This window comes from Vibrio sp. Vb339 (assembly GCF_902751245.1).
In the GTDB taxonomy this organism is placed as follows: Bacteria; Pseudomonadota; Gammaproteobacteria; order Enterobacterales; family Vibrionaceae; genus Vibrio; species Vibrio coralliirubri.
The window spans coordinates 1,382,132-1,405,225 of sequence record NZ_CADDIS010000001.1 but is presented as its reverse complement, the minus strand read 5'-3'; the positions used below and the strand labels follow the sequence as shown (position 1 = coordinate 1,405,225).

Below are 23,094 nucleotides of genomic sequence, written 5' to 3'. Positions count from 1 at the left end.
AAGGCGATTTAGTTACGTAATACTGCTGAAATACGTTAATATAGCGCGCTATTATTTTAGCTTTGAGTTCCCGCAATTAATGACTAACACCACGACACCAACCAACTTCTCTGATCTTGGCTTAATCTCTCCTTTGATGGCTCGTTTATCTGAGCTTGAATACCAACAGCCAACGCCTATCCAAGCGCAAGTTATTCCAAGTGTGTTAGCAGGACGCGATTTAATTGCAGGCGCAAATACCGGTTCAGGTAAAACCGCAGCATTTGCACTTCCACTGTTACAAACGATTCATGAAGATGCCCCTCTGGACCGTCGTTCAGGTAAAGGTAACTTTGTTTCTGGCCTTATCTTGGTTCCTACTCGTGAACTTGCTAAGCAGGTGGCTGACAGCGTTAAGTCTTACGCTGTGCATTTCAATGGCGCGATTAAAACGGTTTGTGTGTTTGGTGGTGTATCGGTAAACACTCAGATGCAGGCGCTACGTGGCGGCACTGATATCTTGGTGGCAACACCGGGTCGTCTGCTTGACCTTATTTCAAGCAACGCTATAAAGCTAGACAAAGTAAAAACGTTAGTGCTTGATGAAGCTGACCGAATGCTAAGCCTAGGTTTTACCGAAGAACTTGATGCAATCTTGAAGCTCTTACCGAGCAAGAAACAAACTTTGTTGTTCTCTGCAACTTTCCCTGAGCAAGTTAAAACGCTGACTCACGAACTACTAAGCGATTCAATTGAAGTTCAACTTCAAAGTGCCAATGCGAGCACACTGGTTCAACGTGTATTTGAAGTAGAAAAAGGTCGCAAGACAGCGTTACTCGCACACCTAATTCAACAACACGAATGGCGCCAAGCTCTGATCTTCGTTAATGCGAAGAACAGCTGTGAGCACCTAGCAGACAAGCTTTACAAGCGCGGGATCATCGCTGAAGTGTTCCACGGTGATAAAGGGCAAGGTTCACGTACTCGCATCCTAGAAGATTTCAAATCTGGCGAGATCGACGTTCTTATCGCGACTGACATCGCGGCACGTGGTCTGGATATTGAGAAGCTTCCTGTGGTAATCAACTTTGACTTGCCGCGTAGCCCATCAGACTACATGCACCGTATCGGCCGAAGTGGTCGTGCAGGCGAGGTTGGTCTTGCACTATCTCTGATCGATCACGAAGATTACCATCACTTCAAAATCATCGAGAAGAAGAACAAGATTCGTCTTGAGCGTGAGCAGATTGAAGGCTTTGAAGTGGATGAAGAAGCGACAGCTGAACTTATCGCAGCACTAAAGCCTGTTGCGCCACCGGCTGGTACAGGCAAGAAGAAAAAGAAGAAGAAAGCTCCACAAAACCAAGATGTGTGGCTGAACAACAACTGATCTTGAGTCAGCAAGCCATATAAATCAGTAAGTAATAGACATTCAAAAGGCGCTTAATTGCGCCTTTTTTCATTTTCTTATCTCAAGTTAAGCGATTCCGCGTAACGAGACTAAGCGATACTCTTGACCCTAAAGAGGTCTGTGAATAATTTTCCTATCATCAAAATGATGAGCAGTGTGGTTAACATTAGCAATGGTGTTTGAATCTGATAAACCGGTGTTAGATTAAGCGCGCCAGATGTCAGTACGACCAGCAGGTTTATACCAAGTATTCGATGCACCATAAGTTTAGGTGTCGCAAACACTTTCCATATCACTATGCTGTTGATGAAATAGAACAACGCCAATTGCCACAATTCAGTCATCATCGGCATGATAAAGATATATTGAAGCAAGATAACCGTGCCCGTTCCAATGACACCAAAAAACGCATCCTTAATAACACTTGGCGGCATAGTTGGAAGCATTGAAGAAAATATGCCAGCAATCATCGGGAAAATAAAGCCACCCGGTACAGGCAGGTATATCCAAACCAATAACGACGTGACGAACATCGAGACACCTTGTAAGACTTTTCTCCCATCTTCATTAAGGTGTTGAACAAACGTACGGTGCTCATGGTGCCAAGAAACGTTATTCTTCTCACTCATCACAAATGGCACATCATCAATTAGTGATGTGTTTGGCGCCATTAACTCGAGTTTTTCCATTTTTTGGGTGAGAGCGACCCAATCAATAGCTTGAGTCAGTTCACCCGAGGCGATCTCAAGCAGACGCTCTTGAATATGCGCCATTTCGTTGATTCGTAAACGCCATGCGTGAATATTTTCTTTTAGGTGATAACTCCCAGCGAGCGGCAAATCCAACAGTTGATAGAGCTTTTCAATATTAGCGGTATTGGACTCTAAGGCTTCTATATCAAGGTTGTTGGTATCGCTCATTGCTGTTATCAGCGTTTCTCTGCTTGTTTCAAATCGTTGTACAAAGTTCTGCTCAGTGTTTACAGGCCAGATCAGACGATAAACAATCGAGAAGGTGATAACACCTAATAGAGTTTCTTGTATTCGAAGCACTGCAAAATAGAATGTAATTTGGTTATCGAATCCACCCATACAAGAGATGATCGAGCAAACTGCAAAGCCTATAGAAAAGACATAACCGTATTTTTCATCACTCGACATGAAGATGCATGTACCGAGAAATAAAGTGAAAAACATCAAAAACAGAAAGCGATCCTGAGAAAACATCGCAATCAAGAAAAAGGCATAACCCGTCCCTAATAAGGTGCCCATTAATCGGTTGTGGCCTTTGTTTATTGAATGAGCAAAGCTCTCGTTCAGTGCCATGACCGCAACCGCAATTGCCGCCCAATAAGGTTTCTCCCATTGAAACCACAACGCAACACAGATAGAGATAACAATAGCGAGAGCCGCTTTAATGGCTTCTTTGGTTGATGCACTGAACATAAAAGCCATCCAACTATTTGATTATTTTGAGTGAAGCTGTCATGCCAACACGAAGTTGTAAGTCTTCAGGCACGTTATCAAGCTCTACTTTGACTGGTATACGTTGAGCAAGACGAATCCATTGAAAGTTTGGGTTCACGTTAGGAAGAAGGTCATTACCTGTGCTGCCGTCTTGTGTTGCAATACCAAAGCCAATGCTTTTGATATGGCCTTCTAATTGAATATTGTTGTGCATCATAAGAGTGACAAGCGCTTTGTCGTTAGGGCCAACATTCACCAGATCAGTTTCTTTGAAATAGCCTTCGATCCAGAAACTGTCTTCATCGATCAATGCAACTACCGGTGTATTGGCTACGACTTGAGAGCCTTCTCGTAGGTTTAAGTTCGTGATGTAACCGTTGGTTGGCGCGTACACTTTGGTGTATTCAAGATTTAAATGCGCTTCTTCAACGTTGGCTTTTGCTAGTGCAACGTTAGCTGCATTTGTCTCAACCGCGTTATTCAGGTTATTCAATGTCAGCACTGGCATAGCGCCAGGTGTTCTCTTTTCTAAGTTCAATGCGCGTTGCTCTTCGTTTTTAGCTTTTGCTAAGAGCGCGCGAGCCTGTTTCTGTGTCGCCAGCGCTTTATTGTAGGCCGCTTGATAAATGCTTGGGTCGATCTCAAACAGCAAGTCGCCTTTCGCCACCTGTGAGTTGTCTTCAATATGGACTTTAGTCACTTGCCCTGTAACTCGGGGAGTAATTGAAACTATGTAAGCGCTGACCTGACCATCTCTAGTCCAGGGATTACTCGAATAAGATTGGTAATAGCTATAAACAACAGAGCTTGCGGCAATGACCAGTAGTAGCGTGATGAGATAACGTTTAATCAAGGTGAATGCCTCAGAAGATGGTAATGAATTGACCGATAACGCCGACGAAAATCACGATTAGGCTTAATTCGGCAATTGCAGGAAAAGCGACATATTTATGTAGCCCAAGTTTTGTCGCGATTGAGCCAGTCAATATCGTCAATACATAAGCTAACGCGATAACCAATAGCAAAGGAGGGAAGTAGATCTCACCCCACACGAGTTCATGTGGCATTGTGTTCATGGGTCTGTCTCTATCGTTTTAAGAAGGTAACGATAAAGGAACTATGGCAATGTTAATAATCGTATATAGAGGATCAGATCCATCAAATACAGACAGGTTTAGGTATATACTAGGAAGGATAGGCAGCAAAGGTACAAATCAGTAGTTACGTTTGCGCTGTATTTTTATCATTATTATTCTGTTGCAGTAGATGTTTTTCTATCTCGTATGCATGACTAAGAAAGTAAGTACATCAAAATGAACTTTAGTATTGAACAACTTCTCGCGTTTGTGACTGTCTATGAACAGCGGTCATTTAGCAAGGCGGCGGTAAAGCTTAACAAGCACAGAACGACCGTGGGTCAGGTGATTACAAACTTGGAAGATCATCTTGCGGTGAGTCTTTTTGAAAGGGTCGGGCGCTCTGTTGAACCAACGGAGGACGGGCACCTCCTTTATCACTACGCAAAACAGACGATTGAACAAGCTCGTACTTTTGACAAAGTGGCGTTGAGCCTCTCTTATGGTGGGTTAGAGAAAATAACAATCGCGTATTCTAGTTTCGTTCCACAACGTGTTTTGGTCGATATACGAAAACGACTTAAGCACGATTTCCCAATGATGCGAGTGAACTTTCTGGTTAGGAATAAGAACGAAATTAAACAAGGAATACAAAGTGGGGAATATCACTTTGGACTTGTGAACGCCCATAATAGCCGAGCGATGCACAGTTTTGATTCTACTTTCCTTGGGCATTTTGAGTTCTATCCATTCGGACAGAGAGGGGGAGAACTCTCACATATCGATAAAGACGAAGTATTAGTCGCACTTAGGAACTCTAAACAGTTCGTATTGAAGTCTCTGATTGATGAAGGTATGTCTGAAAAGATTATCGTGAGCTCTGACTATGAAGAGATCGATCAGCTTTCGTTAATGATCAAAATGCTTGAAGAGGGTTTTGGATGGGCACTTCTTCCTAAGGCCTTTTTTACCGACTCTGAATTTTCAAAACATTCAATAGAGCCCATTCACTCTGCGCAAATGGTGGAAGGATTCAAATTTGGATTCGCGTTGTGGTGTCCGCACTCGAAACAAGTCAGTGGTATCAAAGGCTCTTTGGTGTCGGTCATTAAAGAGTACCGTGAGCAACTTATTGATAGTTTTAAGTCGTGAAAATTTGAGATATTAAAAAGGCGCTAATTATTCATTAGCGCCTTTTTAGATTTTGTTCAGCGAAAAGAAGAATTACTTCTTACGGCAGAACTCAGCGATTACGTACATTGATTGACCGCCGTTTGTTTTACCAGAAACAAGCTTAGGATCGTCACCAACGCTGATACCACGGATAACAGTACCTTGCTTAATCACTTGGTTAGTACCTTTGATTGGCAGGTCTTTGATTACTGTTACGTCGTCACCTTTCTTAAGTTCAACGCCGTTCACGTCAAGAGGTTTGTCATCAGCAGACATACCGATTTGTGCCCAAACTGATGTTTCTTCTTCAAGGTACATCATGTCTAGCGCGTCTTGAGCCCAGATTTCAGAGTTCAGACGAGTAAGTTGACGCCATGCCGTTACTTGAACTGGCGCTTCCTGGCTCCACATACTGTCAGTCAGACAACGCCAGTGGTTGATATCTTTAGGATCGTCAATCTCACCAAGACATTTGTCACATACCATGATGCCGTGATCCACTGTTACGTGGCTGTGTGGCGGCACTGCGTATGCAGTAAGAGAAGAATCAGAACCACATAGTTCACATTTAGATTGGCAGCGTTCTAGCATAGTAGCTTCAGAAGACATAATGGACTCACATTTATTAGGTATTAAATTACGGGGCTATTATCCACTTTATTTACAATAAAGAAAGAGGTCGTACGGTATTCTGTCTTGATTAATTTTAGCTGAGATCAACCATTTGTGTTTTAAAGTTTTATGCAAACGGTTAACTAGGGAAGGTTGGCTAGTCACAGGAACAAAAATGCCAGCGGTTAGGCTGGCATTTGATGTAACCATTAATCAATGGCTAATTTATTATTCAAGTAAAGATGTGTCAGTTACTGCGGTGGTTACGCTATCATTATCTAAGAAGTCAGCTGCTTGTGATCGCATTGATAATGTATGGTCTTTATCAGATAGATCGGCTTGTGGACCAATAATTGTAGAGTGCTGAGCTGTTTCGTTGTACTGAACGAACAAGCGGTTACCAGTTGTAGGACTCGCTTTTGTAGAGTCGCTCAACCCTAACGTTGTACCTAAGCCTTCAGAACCAACAAATGAAGCAGTAAAAGACGTTGCAATTCCGGTATTTGGAACTGTTTTGTCATTTTGTGACTGGAGCAACAACGTTGGGTAGCTAGATCTAAATGATGTCAGATCTTCAGTGTTTGCAAGTGAATGTGGATCAACGGTGTCAATAAGGGTTTGAGCTGCGACTTTAAATGCAACCAGCTCAGTTTCAATCGCTGCGGCGCTAGTTGGATTCCCAGTTGCAAAAGCGGTGTAACAGTCACCATCTTCAATGTTGTTGGTCGTACAAGCTGTAGCGACTGAGTCCTTGTAAGACGTATTCAGTTGTTTAGCTAGATTGTGTTTGATTTCAGGACCAAAGGTTTCCGATGCGAAGAGTAATTCAGCAATGTGCCCACCTGAATTAGCATATACCGCCGAGCCAAATTTATGTGTACCAGCAATTTCAGATGTAGCTACTGACGTAAATCCAGTAATACCGCCCAGTGAATGGCCCATAAATTTGACCGTTGCATCGTTTACGTTCACTCCGGCCAATGGTGTCCCAGTAAAGTCATTGCCCACTTTTTCAAGAGCCATACGAAGACCTATCACATCAAGTACACTTTGACGGATGTTGTCACGCGCAACGGGCAAAGCGCTTAGATTCAAGTAGTACAGAGCATTATCGTTAGTTGATATAGCACCGCCTGCAAGTGAACGCGAGCCATGAATAGGGTGATCAATGGCTATTACTGCAAGACCCTCGACTGTTAAATTAGCAGCGAATGCATACGCGTTTTCTTTTACAGAGGTAATACCGTGCTGATAAATGACTACACCTGAAGGCGTGCCAGTTGTGGGGGTAAACAAAAGCACATCAACAGCTTCGAGTGATTTAATTTGTGGTATTGGTGAATATTGAGTGACAAGACGTTCACTATCTAGAGCTGTTCCACTTGCGTCCTTTGTGAGTGTTTTTCCCATTAAAGTCGTCACATCAGCTGCGCTAAGGTTTGTTGGGTCTAATCCTAATTTAACCAACTCTCCACCAACGAAAGAACTTGTAGAGCTATCCGTTAGTGCGCTTTTGATAACCGCTATACTGTCCAATGCTGATGCAAATGGGGTTGTAGAGAACTTAGTTGAATCAGTTTCTAAGAAGTAGGGAAGCTGAATGGTACCTTTGGTTACATTTACATTAGCTCGGATAATAGCAGGGGTGTTTAAGGCGTAAATACCTTGGATCCCACCAATTAATGTTGCGGTTTCCGAATCACTGTCATTTCCGAGATATTTTTTGAAGTTGGCATCAGCAGCGATCGCGACGTCAAATAGTGCTGTTGATGACGTATCTAAACTAAGATTGTAAGCGTTTGTCAGATCAACATTATTTGGGTTTGCGCTGCCATTCCAATAAGTCGAAAGTGGGGCTCCAGCATCAATCATTCCACCAATCAACGATGCAGTAGAGGCAAGAACATCACCCACGGAAGTTGTAGTAAACCAAGCTGAATACACAATCTTTTCCGCATCGACACCAACAGCCGCAGCTATAGCTTCTTGACCTTTAATTAAAGTTTGCGCACTGGCTAAGTCACCTGTTGAATAAGTTTTCGTGTCTGTTTTTAGACCGGCATAGCTTTGAGATGTGCCTACTGGATTGCCATTTACATCGGTAACGTCATCAGTAATGACAAGCAAATATTCAGATTTTTCGTCAAACGGAGTGTTTGGGGTAACTGCTAGGTTTGAACCTACTTTGTAAACTGTGTATTCCGAACTGGCTACAGGTGTTGGTATTTGAGCCGTTGCAGACGTGTCGGTTAACTTCTTAGTGAGTTTTAATAATGTTACGCCAGAAGTAACAACTCCAGGAGTATCACCAAAACCGTCGCCTTCAAACTCGATGTAAATTGGCATGCTGGTCGAAAAACCATCGGCATAATTTAACGCTGCTTTTGGGTTGGAAATGCTATCGTCGCCACCTGTTGGGATCGCTAACGTGCCATCTGTAGAGTCAAATAATAGGTTATTACTTAAAGGAACTGATGCATTACTACCTTGCAAGAGCATTTTTTGAGTTGTCGCTCTTGCCAAAGACGTTTCTAGATAGGCTTCAAGTTGTTGGTTACTTGTTCCCGAACTTTCAGTGTTGTCGCCACAACCTGCTAGCAGGATCGCTGAACATAGTAGAGAAATCTTAAAGTTACGTTTCATGATACGATCCTGATTTAGTTAAAAGTGTAGTTAAGCTGAACTGAAGAAAGGTAAGCGGTACCTTCTGCTTCGAAAGTCCTTTCTTGCTGGGCGCCATTTGTCTCAGTGAACTCACCGTCATCACTTACAACAAGTGCGAATCCGGCATCGACAGTCATATTTTCGCTCCAAACATAAGTGAAGCCAGCGCTGTACCACATACGATCACTATCAGGAATACTTAAAGTTGCTTCACCAGCTTGTTCGTCATAAGCGTAACCAGCTCTTAATGTCCACTTGCTGTTTAGTTGGTACGTCGCGCCTAGTGAATATCGATTGTTGTCTTCATATTTTTCAGGTTTGTAGAAGCACTGACCAGCTACACCGTTGTCAGTACAATCTGGACTTGTTGCTTTTAACTCCTTAAAAGTACTCCAATCAGTTTGTTGCCAACCGTAGTGAATTGCCCATTGTTCGTTAAGTTGGTGAAATGCTGAAAGCTCCAGAATAGAAGGAAGCTCGATTTGAAGACGACCATCAACTTTGGGAGATGTTGCTCTACCTGAGTCGTAGCTGGTAAATTCACCGTCATCGAAATCAAGATCAACAGAAGAGCGATAAGCAATACTAAAGCGATTGTTTTCGTTCAGCTCATACATCGCGCCAACATTCCAACCATAGGCAAATGTTTCACCGGTCATACCTATAAGTTTGTCAGATGAATTTCCACCAACAAAGTTAGCGAGCTCGCCTTTATGGCGAGTAAGTTCAGCTTCCGCATACACAAGGTTAAAACCTGCACCAACGCTAAATGATTCATTCACGCGATACGCAATATTTGGATTTAGATTGACAGATAGAAGCGACGTATCACCAGCCATATCACCTGCCGAGATGTCATCAGGATAATCCGTAGCAACACCATAATTGGTGAACATACCGATACCCCAAGCCCACTTATCGTTGATTGGGCTGATGTAATATGCAGCTGGTACTACTTGCAACGGCGCAACATCTTTTGAATGCTCGTTAGCGTCAACGTCGTAAACGTTAACCTCTGGATCAACGATAGAAACCGCGCCTGAAAATTGGGCTGTATCAAATAGGGTCATTGCGGCGGGGTTTCTCGCTAGTACACTCGCGTTATCGGCTACAGCGCCTTCACCTGAGAATGCGCGACCAAGACCTGAGGCAGAATGCTCAGCAACTTGGAAGCCAGCCGCAAGTGAATTGCATGCAAATAGCACAGAAAGCGAAACGAGAGAGCGTTGTATTGTTTTCATCCTTGACCCTCCTAGGGCATCGAATTTCATTATTATTGTTTGAAAACACACTGAGCATTGTTGGTGTTGAAGCTCTAATGTAAACAGTATGTTAAATTCATGTTTTATATAAAGTCAAAGAAATAGTTGTTATTTTGAGAGGTTATATTTTTGAGGGGCGGCACTCTAACACTAATAATATAATTACAATCAATGCTTTATCCGTGGTTGGAGGTGTGACCAGAATGTTTATGTTAGCTATTGGTACAAAAAGTGTTCAATTGCTCAATATGTAACAACTTTGTTTATGTTTACCGCCGATCGCTAAATCGGCATAATATCGACACTCGTTAGAAGTCTTTAAATTGGAATTTAAGTTTGGAATTACTCGCGATAGAGTTTCTTGGTAAACCGCTTCGTTTAGAAGGGTCAATGGCAGGGTGGCAACAGTTGTATTGGGACAACACTCTGGTATCTCAATTAGATGCGACCACAGATCAAGAAGACGCACGAAAACACGAATTTACACTACGCGCTGGAGATGAAACGTTGCAGTGTCACGTTGAGTCGACCGTTCAGTGGCAACCGTTTGAAATGACGTATAAAGCGTCGGTGAATGGCCAAACCATTACCGAAGGCAATCGAAACACCAAAGATATCGAACAACAAACTCCTGTTATCGCTCCTAAACCAGAGAAGCGTTTTAGCCTAATTGGGTTGGTGTCGCTTGGTATGAAAGCGCTAAAAAGCGCCAAGCTAATCAAGGTCGTACTTGCTTCTGCGAGTTTAGCGGCCTATTCATGGTTGTTTTCAATTCAGTTCGCTTTGGCCTTAATCGCTTGTTTAATGTTCCATGAGTACGGTCATATTAGAGCGATGAAATACTTCGGCATGAAGACCAAAGGCATTTATTTGATACCATTTCTTGGTGGTTTAGCGTTATCCGATGAAAAGATTAATACGCGCTGGCAAGATGTGGTTATCTCAATAATGGGGCCATTGTTCGGCCTGATATTGTCGTTAGTATTTATGGTGCTGTATTGGGCTACTGGAGAAATGTTCTTTGCCGGCCTTGCGGTATTTAATGCTCTATTAAACCTGTTCAACCTATTGCCGATTTTGCCTCTCGATGGCGGACATGTTCTTAAAAGTATCAGCTTCTCGATGAACAGTGTGCTTGGTATTGTGTTGTGTGTCGCGGCTGCCGTTGCTGGCGTGGTATTGAGTTATCAGTTGAATTTAACCCTGTTTGGTTTCTTATTGATTATGGGCAGTGTTGAAATACTGTTCGAATGGAAAGGACGTCATCACAGTCACTTGTTACCGTTAGACAAATACGGGCAAGTCGTGTCGTTCGTTTGGTATGTGGGTTTAGTGAGCAGTTTGATCGGTGTTATCTGGTATTTTGCATCGACCGGTGACCAGCTATTAAGCCTACCATTACAAATTCTTGGTACTTAACCAGTGACTTTCTGTTGTTGGAATTATCCAGCTGCTTAGCGCACTTGAACTGTTAGAAAGCAAGAAACTAAAAATGCCCTAACCAATATGGATAGGGCATTTTTGTATTTACACCAGCTAGGCGATTCTTACTTAGATTACGCTTTGCAATTTGGTTTTGGTGACCCTGATTGAGGAAGCGTTTTTATCGTTGCTTGTAGATCTTTAATACGCGTACTGTGGGAAGGGTGCGTAGAAAGCAATTCTGGCGGTTGATTACCGCTTGATGCTTTCGCCATGTTTTGCCACAAGTTGACACTTTGGTTTGGATCGAACCCTGCTTGAGCCATATACTCTAAACCAACAACATCGGCTTCAGACTCTTGAGTTCGCCCATACGGCAGAATAACGCCATATTGAACGCCTAATCCTAACGCGGCCATCGTCATACCTTGATACTGTTTGTACTCAGATGCGCCTAACGCGACGTTAGTAATAGATAAGCCAGTATTAGCGATTTGAGACTGAGACAGGCGCTCATTACTGTGGTCCGCTAGAACGTGTGCCACTTCGTGACCAATAACCGTTGCGAGTTGGTCTTGATTGACTGCAACCTTAAGTAACCCTGTGTATACACCGATTTTTCCGCCAGGTAGGGCGAATGCATTAACTTGGTCACTATCAAACACAACAACTTCCCATTCACTAAAACCTTGTTTAGGAATATATTGAGTGATGCTGTTCGCTACGCATTGTACATAAGCGTTAGTTTTGGCATCTTTACTGATGGGTTGTTCTTTCTTCATTTGTTCAAAAGATTGTGCTCCGAGCTGAGACATGTCTTTATCTGAAAAAAGCAGCAATTGGTTTCTGCCTGTCGGAGAAGCGCTACACGCGGTTAGGCCTGCAAGTGTGAGAAGCGAGGCAAACTTCATCCATGACGTCATACAATATCCTCTGTGTATTCGGTTTTTATGCATGTTAACATCAACTTGCGTAATAGCTAAGGGCTGTAAGATAACTAACAGCGGTAATATAGAAAAAAGCTATGCACGCGATAACAAGATCAATAATTAAGGAACCTATATGAGTATTTGGAAAAAGCCCGTTGACCTAGATACCTTCAACGCGACCTCAAAAAATACCTTAATTGAACACCTCAACATTGTTTACACCGAAGTAAATGACAATTCTTTGGTAGCAACCATGCCGGTTTGTCACTTTACGCACCAACCACTGGGTATGCTTCATGGCGGCGCATCGGTTGTGCTAGCAGAAACGCTTGGCTCATTGGCTGCAAACTTCTGCGTACCAGAAGGCTATTATTGCGTTGGGCTCGATATCAATGCGAACCACGTAAGGTCAATGCGTGAAGGGCATGTCATTGGTACTGCTGAGCCTATTCACTTGGGCGTCTCTACTCAAGTATGGCAGATCAATATCACTGATGATCGTCAACGCTTAGTTTGTACCAGCCGTTTAACCATTGCCGTTAAGAAACATAAGCGATAACAGACTAGGCAGTCGTACGCTGGTTTTGTCTTTAGAAGAAGTAATCAGTACTTAGAACAAGCAATCAGTATTTAAAGAAGTAACCCGAGAAGCCCATGGTCATAACGTTTAAAAGTGGAAAAGTCATCGCAACCGCACATGAATTGGTTGTTCGTTTAGATGGTGAGCATAGAGTCACGCTGCAAGCCCAAGTCGATGCAATTCAATTGATCGGAAAAGGGGCAAATGTCATTTCAGCTAACGGTTCTGAGTGTAAATGGTCGATAAAATTAGACGATGAACAGCAGCTCCGTGAAATCGCTAATGAAATTGGCTGCGATGTAATGTAATCCTTTACGGTAAAAGCACTTAACCCTTAAGATTGAATAACATCTTAGGATGTCGTACTCATAATTCACAATAAAATTGTGTCAGTAATATTGATTTTACGCCATAAAATAGGGAAACTGAATTCAATGTCCTTTGAATAAGTTTTCCTCTTTATGAGCAGCCCAAGACTTCGCGTTCAATTTGAAACCCTGTTTGAATACTTCGATGGTAAAGATTCTGATGTTCAACTCGACGACATCACGGATGTGCTTTGTTGTACCCGTCGTAATGCCCGAATGGTACTCAACAAGCTTGAAGAAGAAGGGTGGGTAGAATGGTTACCTGCAGCTGGTCGAGGGAAGTTATCTCAACTTATCTTTAAACAGAATCGTTGTGATGTCAGTGAAAACTTAGCAAGACGCTATTTACAAGAAGGCAAAATTGGGCAGGCGCTGTCAGTGCTTGATCACAATGCTGCCAAACTCACCCAAGTTATTCAAAACTACTTGGGTGTACAGTATCAAGAGGGCGAACAAGTTATTCGTTTGCCTTATTACCGTCCGCTATCCACGCTTAATCCGACAAAGTCTATGCGTCGTTCAGAGCAACACATCGCCTGCCAAGTCTTCAGTGGTCTAACGCGTTTGGATGAAAACGATCAGCTCCAGCCTGATCTTGCGCACTCGTGGCAGCAGATTAGTGACTATCAATGGCGGTTCTTCTTGAGGCCCGGTGTTCGTTTTCATAACGGGGAACCTCTGTTAACCAACCATGTTGTGGATACACTTCTTGCCCTCGAACCTCTCAACATGTTTTCGCATATCAAAGATGTCTCTTCACCTGCAAATTGTGTCGTAGATGTCTTTCTCACACGTCCAGACAAGTATTTTCCGCTCGCATTAACGGAGTCGGTCGCTAAAGTCACGTTACCGATCACTTTACGTGGTGAAGATTACGATATTCGACCGATTGGAACAGGACCTTATCGCATTGAAAAGAACGACGAGAAACAACTCGTGTTAACCGCTTTTAATGGGTACTTTGGTTTTAGACCGTTAATTGATCGCGTTGAAGTTTGGGTGGTGGATGAAGCTTATTCTTCAATGGTTTACCCAAGCCTATCTAAGCCTGTTATGGCCGACCGTGGCGATAGCGATGAAGTAGAACTCGATCCTGGCTGCACGTATTTACTGCTTAATAGAAAGAAAGGTATTGCACAAGATCCTGCTTGGGCACAGTTTTTATCTAACGCGTTGAATGCGGCGGATCTGTTTGTTCATATTCCAAAAGAGACCGTTATCGATTTGGGCGTGTTACACGCTTATGGCATCAAGCCTGGTTGGTACGATATCAAGTTAAAGATTCCGGAATGTCCACCAGCCGATAGTAAGCCTGCAATAAAGTTAGCTTACCAATGCCAACATCCAATGTTTCCTACGCTCGCGAAGGCCATTGTTACTGTGCTTAAGCAATATAATGTTGATGTTGAGCTTTTGGGTTACGAAACCGATCCACCGCATGCTGATGATGTGGACATCTGGATTAACCCTATGGGAATTGCGAATAACAGAGACGACGCTTTAGCCGGTTGGCTAATGGACTACAGTTTTCTTGATGAATCTAGCCCGGCAGAAGACTTCGACCAATGGTGTCACATGATTGACCGTTGGCGTTCGGGGGAATTCGAGCAATTCCCAGCAAGACAACTCGGTAAACAACTTGTCCAAAGTAATCAATTGATTCCAATGTTCCATTGCTGGTTAGGCGTCAATAAAGATCAATGTGGTACGTTGCAAAACGCGAAATGTAATGCATTAGGTTGGTTCGACTTTAGCCAAGTTTGGGTGAAGCCTGACGTTGATTGAAATCCAAGAAAACTCAGTTAGGACCAAATAACTCATTTAGGAAAAAACGATGCAAACTCTGATGGTTACATTTATTACGCTGGTGGCATTTGCTGCTAATTCAGTTTTGTGTCGCTGGGCCTTAATGGATCAAACGATTGATCCTTTGAGCTTTTCGATCGTTCGCATCTTATCTGGTGCGCTTACGCTTCTAATTTTATTAGCTTTATCTTCCCAATCTAAAGCTAAAAGTGAGTTAGCAAGCAACACCTCGCTATACACAAAGCTCAAATCACAGTTTCAATTCACGTCAATACTGTCACTGCTCGTGTATATGTTTGGTTTTTCGTTTGCTTACTTAGAGCTCGGCGCAGGTCTTGGTGCTCTGGTGTTGTTTGTCGCGGTGCAATTTACGATGATTGCCGCGCACTTGTTTTCTGGCAACAGAATGTCACTCATTGAGTGGGGCGGATGTTTGTTGTCTGTCGCAGGGCTTGTTTACTTGTTAATGCCAACAGAATCAACTCAAGCACCCGACTTAGTTTCTATTATCTTGATGTCTCTGGCCGGAATTGGGTGGGGCATTTACACATTGGCAGGAAAGAAATCGTCAAACGCACTGCAATCTACGACCGCTAACTTTGGATTCAGTTCGCTAGTTATCCTTTTGGCATTAAGCTTGTTAGTTTTGATTCCTAATGCGTTAACGCAAGTGTCTATCACTGAGCAAGGTTTGATTTACGCGGTTATATCGGGCTCTGTGGCTTCAGGTGTGGGTTATAGTTTGTGGTATTACGTAGTGAAAAAACTGAATACCGTGGTCGCGTCTATTGCACAGCTTTCTGTTCCAGTTATCGCAACACTTGGTGGTGTATTACTGTTATCTGAACCTGTCACTATGCAATTTATAGTCTCAACAACCGTTATACTTCTAGGGATAAGCTTGGTTCTTGTCGCCCCTAAACTTAAGAAATAAAGAGTTCAATCATTAACTTCTATGGCTAAACCAAACAAGAAACAACCGACCAAGACGGTTCAGATTTTCTGTGCCAAATGTAAAACGCAACTTTTTAAGTATCGGAAAGGCGGTAAAGGTGCACTCGTGAAATGTTTTAAGGAGCGTATCGTTGAAGATTTCACGACAAAGCCATGTGTGTGCCCTGAATGCGGAATTGAATTTGCGCGAGATACTTTGGTTCGAGGTACACCAGCCTACAAGTTTGTTGGTGGCAAGGTAACGATGAAATAACCTGTCACGATGAAACGACCAGTCATATTAAAACGAGCAAACAATGCTGAAACTAAAAATGCCACAGCACGGTTTGTGTGTGGCATTTCAACGTTGCTTTTGATACTCAGAGTAAATAATTGAGCTTAGTAAGCTTTGACACGCCCTTGAAGCTTAAGAAGTAATAGCGAGACAATTGCGCCAGTGGTGTCACACAGCATATCTTTCTGTGCATCCCAAATATCGCCTTGTGAGCCAAGGAACGCGATACCTTCATCACCACCTGCAATCTCCGCGTACCACCACTCGATAATTTCATAACCCGCAGCAACACTCATGATCGCAAATAGCGCAAAGAAACATGCCAGTACCGGTTGAGCCAGTTTTTTACGAATCAAGAACTCAGCGAGTGGGTAAGCATAAAGGCCAATAGAGAAATGCGCGACACGGTCAAAGTTATTCCGTTCAGAACCTATCATGTTGTTGAACCAATCAAATGGCACTTCCGCGAAGGTGTATTTCGCGCCTATCGTATGCAAAATCAGCCAGATAAACATCAAAACGTAGGCTGTCTTAGTGAAGGTGAGCTTGGTTGATAACCACCAGATTCCCACCAATATCGCAAGCGCTGGGACAATTTCGGCAATCCATACCGCTCTTGAAGAGGGAGCAAACGCTGAAAATAGAAATACAATCAGATACAGCGTCGTCAATGACAGTAATGGTCGATTTTGAGCAAGTGGCGTGATTGTCATATCAAGATCTCTCGTCGAAGTTTTTATTAGTGTTACACAATAATGAACAGTGTTCAATTGGGCTTTAATCACCAGATTTGTTGAAAAGTAGCGTTATCGCCCAGTATCTAGACAAACGGTTGCTAGAGTTTCACAAAAGTTTGATTTACAACAAAGCGATCCTTAAAATCGCTCTATTACTACATAACAAGAAAGAAAGTCATGAAACTGGAAACTGTCGATTACCTTGCTGACGACGCAGCAGAACAATTCGTTCGCTCTCTACGTGAAACTGGTTTTGGTGTTCTTAAGAACCACCCAATCCCGAAAGAGCTTGTTGAGTCAATTTACGAAAACTGGTATCAATTCTTCATCTCTGAAGAAAAAGAGAACTTCCACTTTAATGTTGAAACACAAGATGGATATTTTCCACCTTCAGTGTCTGAAGTTGCTAAGGGCCACACTGTAAAAGACATCAAAGAGTACTTTCACGTATACCCTTGGGGCCAAATCCCTGAGCAGCTGAAAGAACAGATTCTAGATTACTACCAACGTGCGAATGCTTTTGCTCAAGAGCTGTTAGGTTGGGTTGAAGCTCATGCTCCTAAAGAAGTACAAGAGAAATTCTCTATTGCGTTATCAGAAATGATCAACGGCAGTGAACAGACTCTGCTTCGTGTTCTTCACTACCCACCAATGCAAGGTGATGAAGAGCCAGGTGCAATCCGCGCTGCGGCACACGAAGACATCAACTTACTGACAGTTCTTCCTGCTGCAAACGAACCGGGCCTTCAAGTTAAAGCGCAAAATAACGAGTGGTTAGATGTTCCATGTGACTTCGGTAACATGATCATCAACATCGGTGACATGCTTCAAGAAGCGTCAGGTGGTTACTTCCCATCGACAACTCACCGTGTAATCAACCCATCAGGTGAACGCCAAGAGAAGTCTCGTATCTCTTTGCCTCTATTCCTTCACCCGAAACCAGAAGTAGTGCTGTCTGAAAAGTACACAGCAAACGAATACCTAATGGAACGTCTGAGAGAGCTTGGCGTTATCTAGTGAGTTCAATGCTTCGTCCCTAAAATTGGGATAGATGTGAAAGGTCAGCTAAATCGCTGACCTTTTTTGTATTTGGACCAAAAAGAGCGGCTTTGTTACTAGGGCGTGTTGATCTTTCGAGCTGATTTTTGCAGCGAGTTGCTGGGTATTTATACAAGGCAGAGGCATCGATGTGTAGCTAGCCTACATGAGAAGCCGATAACGTAGTAGGAATGACCAACAAACGCTGCCCGAAGGGTTCGGCTAAAAGCGTTTTACTCTTTGTTGAGGGAGATTTGCTTAGAATGACTAGGCTACTTCTCCCTCGCCGCGATTAAAACGCTTTTATCTCGAACAAAATTTAACCGCGAAAGGTCAACACGCCCTAATGGTTGCATTCAACGAAATGGTACTCGGTTTTGACGATGAAAGGTGTCTTTAAGCCAAGCGATAGAAAGTTGTTTGTCCTTAAGCTCGACAAATCGTAGAAAATCGCTTTCAATTAAAGTAGATACGCAACGGATGCGAAACAGGTTACTTATAGTATCCACTGTTCTAGAAATCCATTAATTCAGAGAAGCTAACTGAGTCAACTATGTCGAATCATCAAGACGTTAGAGCAAACTTTCATTGCCATATGGAAAACCCATTGCTTTGGCCGATAATGGAAGTGCTCAAGCAAAAGCCAAGCGGATGGAAAGTACATACATTGGCGGCTCATCTGAACGACCTTGGGTTTGTGCCAGTGTTAGATGCGGTGCCTGAGAAAGAGTTGTTTAAAAAAAACTTCCTTATCATGAATGCGCTTTATCAGCTTCAAGAAACCTTACACCCTGATGGTTGGCTACAAGTCCAAGCGATGGACATTGAATTGATGAATGGTCGTTATCACGGAAGCAGTCACAGCATCGATCATCAAGACCCACTTCGAGAGTACTACATTAATTGGGTTAACTATGAAGCGGACGAGGGCGAAGTCAAAAGGCTGTTGAACGAGTTTTGGACTCGGTACAGAAAGTTTGTGGGTGGTGATGAGATCGATATGGACCGAAGCCGAGCATTGAACTTGTTTGAGTTACCTTTAGACGCCACTCACCATGAGATTAGAAAGCGTTGGCGACAACTGGCGTTGAGATGGCATCCAGACAGAGATGAGGGCAACACCGCAAAATTCCAGACGCTCTGTGAAGCATGGCATGTATTAAGAAGCTCATAATCGACCGGCATTTTTAGTTGCCTAGTTGAGTAGAACCATAAAACAGAAAGCCCCACATTGTGAGTGACACAAGTGGGGCTTTGTCGTCATTACGTTATGCGTTGTAGCGACTTGAGTTGTTGGTGCTAGGAATGATCTTTGCTCTCGCCACTATTATGCTCAAAGGCATAGTCGAATACTTTACGGATATAAGGCGCACCGACTTTTGAACCACCGTTACCGTGTTCAATAACCACAGTTGCGACATATTCAGGGTGCTCATACGGTGCGAAAGCCGTGTAAAGCGCGTGGTCAAGTAAATGCCTAGCGAGTTTCTTCGAGTTGTAGACCTGATCTTTCGCAAGATCAAAGACTTGTGCAGTTCCTGATTTACCGCCGCTCGTGTAGTCAGTTCCCTTAAATGCACGTCTACCGCTGCCTCGACTACCGTGGTTTACGAGTCGCATCGCGTTGATTGGCACATCCCAAATTCTATCCGGTACTTCGGTGATTGAAGGCATTGGCTCCGGTTCGACAAGTTGTTGCGTACTGAAATCTTCACCGTGATCTAAGGTGGCTCTCAAGATATGAGGTGGCATCACCTTACCATGATTAACCAATACTGATGTTGCTTTAGCAAGCTGCATTGGAGTGGATGTCCAATAACCTTGGCCAATACCAATCGGAACTGTGTCACCCTGATACCAAGGAGTGCGATAACGCATCATCTTCCATTCTCGAGTCGGCATGTTGGCAGTGCTTTCTTCATAGATATCGATGCCTGTCGGTTCACCAAACCCAAATCGGTTCATCCAACTTGAAATTCGGTCAATACCCAAATCAAAAGCGGTTTGATAGAAGAATGAATCTACCGACTCTTCAATCGCTTGGGTGACATCCACAGGTCCGTGACCCCAACGTTTCCAGTCACGCCACGATTTAGAGTTTCGTTTAGAGCCAGGAATTCTCCAAACGCCGTGGTCGTTACGAATGGTATCTTCAGAGATGACATGTTCTTGTAGTCCTGCCACAGCCATAAATGGTTTAACGGTTGATGCCGGAGGATAAACGCCTAAAGTCGTGCGGTTTACCAACGGGTGAGCAGGGTCATTCAATAAGCGTTGATAGTTCTTACTCGAAATGCCGTCGACAAATAGGTTAGGGTCGTAACTCGGGCTTGATGCCATTGCCAACACGCTGTTGTCTTTCGGATCGAGAATAATCGCGCTTCCGGTGCGGTGATCAAGTTGTTCAAAAACGTATTTTTGCAGCTCAAGGTCAATATTTAACACGATATCTTTGCCGGCTACTGGCGGCACGTACTCAATGGTTCGGACTATTCGGCCACGGCTGTTTACTTCAACTTCTTGATAACCTTTGGTGCCGTGCAGAATACCTTCGTAATAACGTTCAACCCCCAGTTTTCCTATGATTGTCGTGGCTTGATAATTCGCTTCTATACCTTGTTCTTCAAGCTTTCTGAGATCGCTATCATTGATGTGCGCCACGTAACCAAGAACATGGGTAAGCACCTCACCATTTGGGTAAAAACGCTTTAAGCTGGTATCGATAGATAAACCGGGGAACTGGTACTGATGCACAGAGAACTTAGCAATCTCTTCTTCTGTTAAGTTCTCTAGAATAGTCACAGATTTAAATCGGCGGGTGTTGTGATAGCGTTTTTTGAAACGAGCGATCTGCTCAGCATCACGGGGCACATATTTGTCTAGCTTGGCGAGCATTGCATCGACATCATCGGTTTGCTCTGGAATCATCGTCAGATCAAAGACAAGCTTGTTTTCTGCAAGCAACACACCGTTACGGTCGTAAATAAGTCCACGAGTAGGGGCGATAGGTAATACTTTGATTCTGTTGCCATCGGCACGAGTTTGATAGCTTTTAAAATTTTCAACTTGAAGTCGGTATAGATTACCGACTAAGACAAGAGTGAACATCAAGATCCCACAAAACGCGACGATTACGCGGTTTTTGAATAGGTTCACTTCGATTTTATGGTCACGCATCTTAACGCGTTTATGGTTCATTGAAGCCTCAAGAGATTGTTACATTTGGTTACACTTGTCGAATCGGGACTTTATCTGAATATCACTAGGGTTTTGTAAAAGCTATGTCATGATTTTTGGGATCGACAGTATTAGGTGGCGGTAAACAACGTGTCTAATTTTATTATTGCACAATATGATAAGTAATTGATGTAAATATTGGTTTTATGAATTTATAGCGTTGGAGAGTCTTGATAACAATAGAGGTTAGGTAAATAGAGATTAGATAAATTTACGGCCCTCAGAATGAGAGCCGTAGACAGTTAATTTGCTTAGTTAGTAGCTAGTGACTTAGAAGCTTTAGTAAACTAAAAGCTTAGAACTTCAAAAGCCTAGAAGCACAATAAATCCGATAGTTAACGAAATCAGTTCGAAGGCTTGAACTGAGATTTACGCATACGGTTCAGAGCAGCCATCACATCTAATGTTCTTGGTTTCGCTAGGTCACCGTAGTTAGGCATGTTAGCGTGCCATTCGTTTTCTAAAATAACGTTGAACTCTTTCGCAGGGTTGCTTGACCAACCTGGAGTTTGCGCGAATTGGAACCAAGCCCAACCGATCGCGTTCACTTCAGACGGCGATTCTAATTGCTCAAGCGCAGAAAGGTCCGCAAACTCCTTACCAAAACGCAGTGACTCTTTACCCTTCGCGTTAACACGGAACTTACCGTCAGTAAGAATGTTCATGAGTGAAGCACGGTTCAATGAACGCGGGACAAACGTTTCTAAAGCAGTTTCACATTCGTTAGTACGCTGAGTAGGGTGCTGAGCAATCACGTCCTTTGCTTTTTCAGTCACATCTACCGCTTGGTAGTCGTGCATTTGAATCACAGTGTTCGCGACATCTAGGTAATCACCAGAGCCGCCCATTACAACAATGGTAGAGATGTCCATCTCTTCACGAAGCTGACCAATGCGGTCGACAAGTGGTGTGATTGGCTCATCGCCTTTTGACACTAGTGCTTGCATACGCTCGTCACGAATCATGAAGTTAGTCGCTGACGTATCTTCATCAATAAGTAGAGTTTGAACGCCGGCTTCAATCGATTCTTGTAACCAAGCCGCTTGAGACGTAGAGCCTGACGCATCTTGTGTGCTGAAATCAGACGTGTCTTTCTGCATTGGTAAATGGTTGATGTAGTTTGACAGGTTCAAGCTGTGTACACATCGGCCATCTTCAGCGCGAATCTTCATCGTATCAATTGCAGTTACAATGCCTTCGCGACCGTCACCAGGAATATGGTTGTAGATAGAACGTTCAACGGCGTTCAACAGCGTCGATTTACCATGGAAACCACCACCAACGATCAGCGTTATGCCTTTTGGAATACCTAGGCCTGTCACGTCGCCTTGGTTTGGAGTGTTTAAAGTAACACTCAGCGATTCTGGAGCTGCGAAAGGTACCGCGTCTTTCATTGGAAGGTCGCAGTTACCTGCGATACGCGGTAACACACTGCCGTTTGCAACGAATGCCGCTAGGTTGTTTTCATCCAATTGAGCACGCAGCGCTTCTTGGTCTTCAATCGTTTCACAATGTTTGATCATTGCATCGATGTTTAACTCACGCTCAAGCGTCGCGCGACGAATAAACTTCGGTAAGTAGAAAGTGATGATGTTGTTCGCTTTCTTAGCAAGAATGCTACGACCATCAGCTGGTAGATTAATACGGAAACGAATTTCGATGCCGTGTTCTGTGAATACAACGGCTGTGTTGTCTAATACCGTTTGACCCGTCAGGGCGATAGAAACGGTCGATTCTTGTTTCGCGAACTCAGAGAAGCTACGTGCGATAAAGTCACGAGCGGCTACTTGGTATTCGTAAGATTTTTCTTTCAGCCAATCTAACCCGGTCAAAGACCACGCGCGCGTTGCACGAAAACGAGAAGCTGACGCGTATGGGTCACCTTGGATGTGGTCGATGTGTAATTCAAAATCAGCAAAGTCGTATTGACCTTTAATTTGTTGATATGCACGGTAGTTTTGTTTTTCGAGCTTTTTAAGCTTTGCAGTCAACTGATCCATAACGAGGAATGCCTATATAAGGGGAAAGATAAAAACAGAAAGGCGGCGATTATAAAAATCACCACCTTTAGAGTAAAGAGAAAGTAGGCCTAAATCCAAAACTAAC

General features: G+C 43.4%; 20 protein-coding genes. 10 read left to right on the top strand and 10 right to left on the bottom strand.

Annotated features, from left to right (window positions below; translation table 11 throughout):
- The first annotated feature begins 79 nt into the window (after positions 1 to 79).
- Entirely contained in the window at positions 80 to 1,369 is a 1,290-nt protein-coding gene (locus HRQ85_RS06255; RefSeq protein WP_172379035.1) for a DEAD/DEAH box helicase, read from the top strand.
- Between the two features lie 110 nt (positions 1,370 to 1,479).
- Here the strand turns inward: HRQ85_RS06255 and HRQ85_RS06250 are convergent, their stop codons facing one another.
- Genes HRQ85_RS06250 through HRQ85_RS06240 form a run of 3 tightly spaced genes read right to left on the bottom strand, consistent with a single transcriptional unit; the run spans position 1,480 to position 3,932 of the window.
- Positions 1,480 to 2,835 (bottom strand): FUSC family protein, encoded by a 1,356-nt coding sequence (locus HRQ85_RS06250; protein ID WP_172379034.1) that lies wholly within the window; start codon positions 2,833 to 2,835, stop codon positions 1,480 to 1,482.
- A gap of 13 nt (positions 2,836 to 2,848) precedes the next feature.
- Positions 2,849 to 3,709: an HlyD family secretion protein gene (locus HRQ85_RS06245; RefSeq protein ID WP_048612510.1), complete on the bottom strand. Its 861-nt coding sequence runs from the start codon at positions 3,707 to 3,709 to the stop codon at positions 2,849 to 2,851.
- Between the two features lie 10 nt (positions 3,710 to 3,719).
- Positions 3,720 to 3,932: a DUF1656 domain-containing protein gene (locus HRQ85_RS06240; RefSeq protein ID WP_004730923.1), complete on the bottom strand. Its 213-nt coding sequence runs from the start codon at positions 3,930 to 3,932 to the stop codon at positions 3,720 to 3,722.
- Positions 3,933 to 4,169: 237 nt separating this feature from the next.
- Here HRQ85_RS06240 and HRQ85_RS06235 point away from each other — a divergent pair, with 237 nt between their 5' ends.
- Positions 4,170 to 5,084, top strand: coding sequence for a LysR family transcriptional regulator (locus tag HRQ85_RS06235; protein ID WP_172379033.1), 915 nt, complete (start codon positions 4,170 to 4,172; stop codon positions 5,082 to 5,084).
- 72 nt (positions 5,085 to 5,156) lie between these two features.
- Here the strand turns inward: HRQ85_RS06235 and HRQ85_RS06230 are convergent, their stop codons facing one another.
- The 3 genes from HRQ85_RS06230 to HRQ85_RS06220 all read right to left on the bottom strand — a co-directional run bounded on the left by HRQ85_RS06230 (position 5,157) and on the right by HRQ85_RS06220 (position 9,622).
- Positions 5,157 to 5,714: a PhnA domain-containing protein gene (locus tag HRQ85_RS06230; RefSeq protein WP_172379032.1), complete on the bottom strand. Its 558-nt coding sequence runs from the start codon at positions 5,712 to 5,714 to the stop codon at positions 5,157 to 5,159.
- Positions 5,715 to 5,945: 231 nt separating this feature from the next.
- Positions 5,946 to 8,360: a VolA/Pla-1 family phospholipase gene (locus HRQ85_RS06225; protein ID WP_172379031.1), complete on the bottom strand. Its 2,415-nt coding sequence runs from the start codon at positions 8,358 to 8,360 to the stop codon at positions 5,946 to 5,948.
- 14 nt (positions 8,361 to 8,374) lie between these two features.
- Entirely contained in the window at positions 8,375 to 9,622 is a 1,248-nt protein-coding gene (locus HRQ85_RS06220) for a porin (RefSeq protein ID WP_172379029.1), read from the bottom strand.
- 357 nt (positions 9,623 to 9,979) lie between these two features.
- Here HRQ85_RS06220 and HRQ85_RS06215 point away from each other — a divergent pair, with 357 nt between their 5' ends.
- A complete protein-coding gene (locus HRQ85_RS06215) occupies positions 9,980 to 11,062 on the top strand; it encodes a site-2 protease family protein (protein ID WP_050644824.1) in 1,083 nt (360 codons plus the stop codon).
- Between the two features lie 137 nt (positions 11,063 to 11,199).
- On the opposite strand, the gene HRQ85_RS06210 is transcribed toward HRQ85_RS06215, so the two are convergent.
- Positions 11,200 to 11,988 (bottom strand): M48 family metallopeptidase, encoded by a 789-nt coding sequence (locus HRQ85_RS06210; protein WP_172379028.1) that lies wholly within the window; start codon positions 11,986 to 11,988, stop codon positions 11,200 to 11,202.
- 139 nt (positions 11,989 to 12,127) lie between these two features.
- On the opposite strand from HRQ85_RS06210, the gene HRQ85_RS06205 reads away from it, so the two are divergent.
- The 5 genes from HRQ85_RS06205 to HRQ85_RS06185 all read left to right on the top strand — a co-directional run bounded on the left by HRQ85_RS06205 (position 12,128) and on the right by HRQ85_RS06185 (position 15,955).
- Entirely contained in the window at positions 12,128 to 12,553 is a 426-nt protein-coding gene (locus HRQ85_RS06205; protein ID WP_017060067.1) for a hotdog fold thioesterase, read from the top strand.
- Positions 12,554 to 12,648: 95 nt separating this feature from the next.
- On the top strand, positions 12,649 to 12,882 hold the full coding sequence (locus tag HRQ85_RS06200) for a DUF3389 domain-containing protein (RefSeq protein WP_017064605.1): 234 nt from the start codon (positions 12,649 to 12,651) through the stop codon (positions 12,880 to 12,882).
- Positions 12,883 to 13,035: 153 nt separating this feature from the next.
- Complete coding sequence (locus HRQ85_RS06195; protein WP_172379027.1) at positions 13,036 to 14,727, top strand: SgrR family transcriptional regulator; 1,692 nt, start codon at positions 13,036 to 13,038, stop codon at positions 14,725 to 14,727.
- A 49-nt stretch (positions 14,728 to 14,776) separates the two neighbouring features.
- On the top strand, positions 14,777 to 15,682 hold the full coding sequence (locus HRQ85_RS06190; protein WP_172379026.1) for a DMT family transporter: 906 nt from the start codon (positions 14,777 to 14,779) through the stop codon (positions 15,680 to 15,682).
- A gap of 21 nt (positions 15,683 to 15,703) precedes the next feature.
- The gene (locus tag HRQ85_RS06185; RefSeq protein ID WP_017060071.1) at positions 15,704 to 15,955 is read left to right on the top strand and encodes a hypothetical protein; all 252 of its coding nucleotides are present in this window, start codon (positions 15,704 to 15,706) and stop codon (positions 15,953 to 15,955) included.
- 125 nt (positions 15,956 to 16,080) lie between these two features.
- Here the strand turns inward: HRQ85_RS06185 and HRQ85_RS06180 are convergent, their stop codons facing one another.
- A complete protein-coding gene (locus HRQ85_RS06180; RefSeq protein ID WP_172379024.1) occupies positions 16,081 to 16,689 on the bottom strand; it encodes a DUF2238 domain-containing protein in 609 nt (202 codons plus the stop codon).
- Positions 16,690 to 16,890: 201 nt separating this feature from the next.
- On the opposite strand from HRQ85_RS06180, the gene HRQ85_RS06175 reads away from it, so the two are divergent.
- Together HRQ85_RS06175 and HRQ85_RS06170 are read left to right on the top strand one after the other, a co-directional pair.
- Positions 16,891 to 17,730: an isopenicillin N synthase family dioxygenase gene (locus HRQ85_RS06175; RefSeq protein WP_139685091.1), complete on the top strand. Its 840-nt coding sequence runs from the start codon at positions 16,891 to 16,893 to the stop codon at positions 17,728 to 17,730.
- A 574-nt stretch (positions 17,731 to 18,304) separates the two neighbouring features.
- Positions 18,305 to 18,925, top strand: a complete 621-nt coding sequence (locus HRQ85_RS06170) for a DNA-J related domain-containing protein (RefSeq protein WP_172379023.1) — start codon at positions 18,305 to 18,307, stop codon at positions 18,923 to 18,925.
- Between the two features lie 125 nt (positions 18,926 to 19,050).
- Here HRQ85_RS06170 and mrdA read toward each other — a convergent pair whose 3' ends face one another.
- Together mrdA and HRQ85_RS06160 are read right to left on the bottom strand one after the other, a co-directional pair.
- Positions 19,051 to 20,949, bottom strand: coding sequence for a penicillin-binding protein 2 (gene mrdA, locus HRQ85_RS06165; protein ID WP_172379022.1), 1,899 nt, complete (start codon positions 20,947 to 20,949; stop codon positions 19,051 to 19,053).
- 383 nt (positions 20,950 to 21,332) lie between these two features.
- Positions 21,333 to 22,988 (bottom strand): ABC-ATPase domain-containing protein, encoded by a 1,656-nt coding sequence (locus HRQ85_RS06160; RefSeq protein ID WP_172379021.1) that lies wholly within the window; start codon positions 22,986 to 22,988, stop codon positions 21,333 to 21,335.
- Positions 22,989 to 23,094 lie beyond the last annotated feature (106 nt).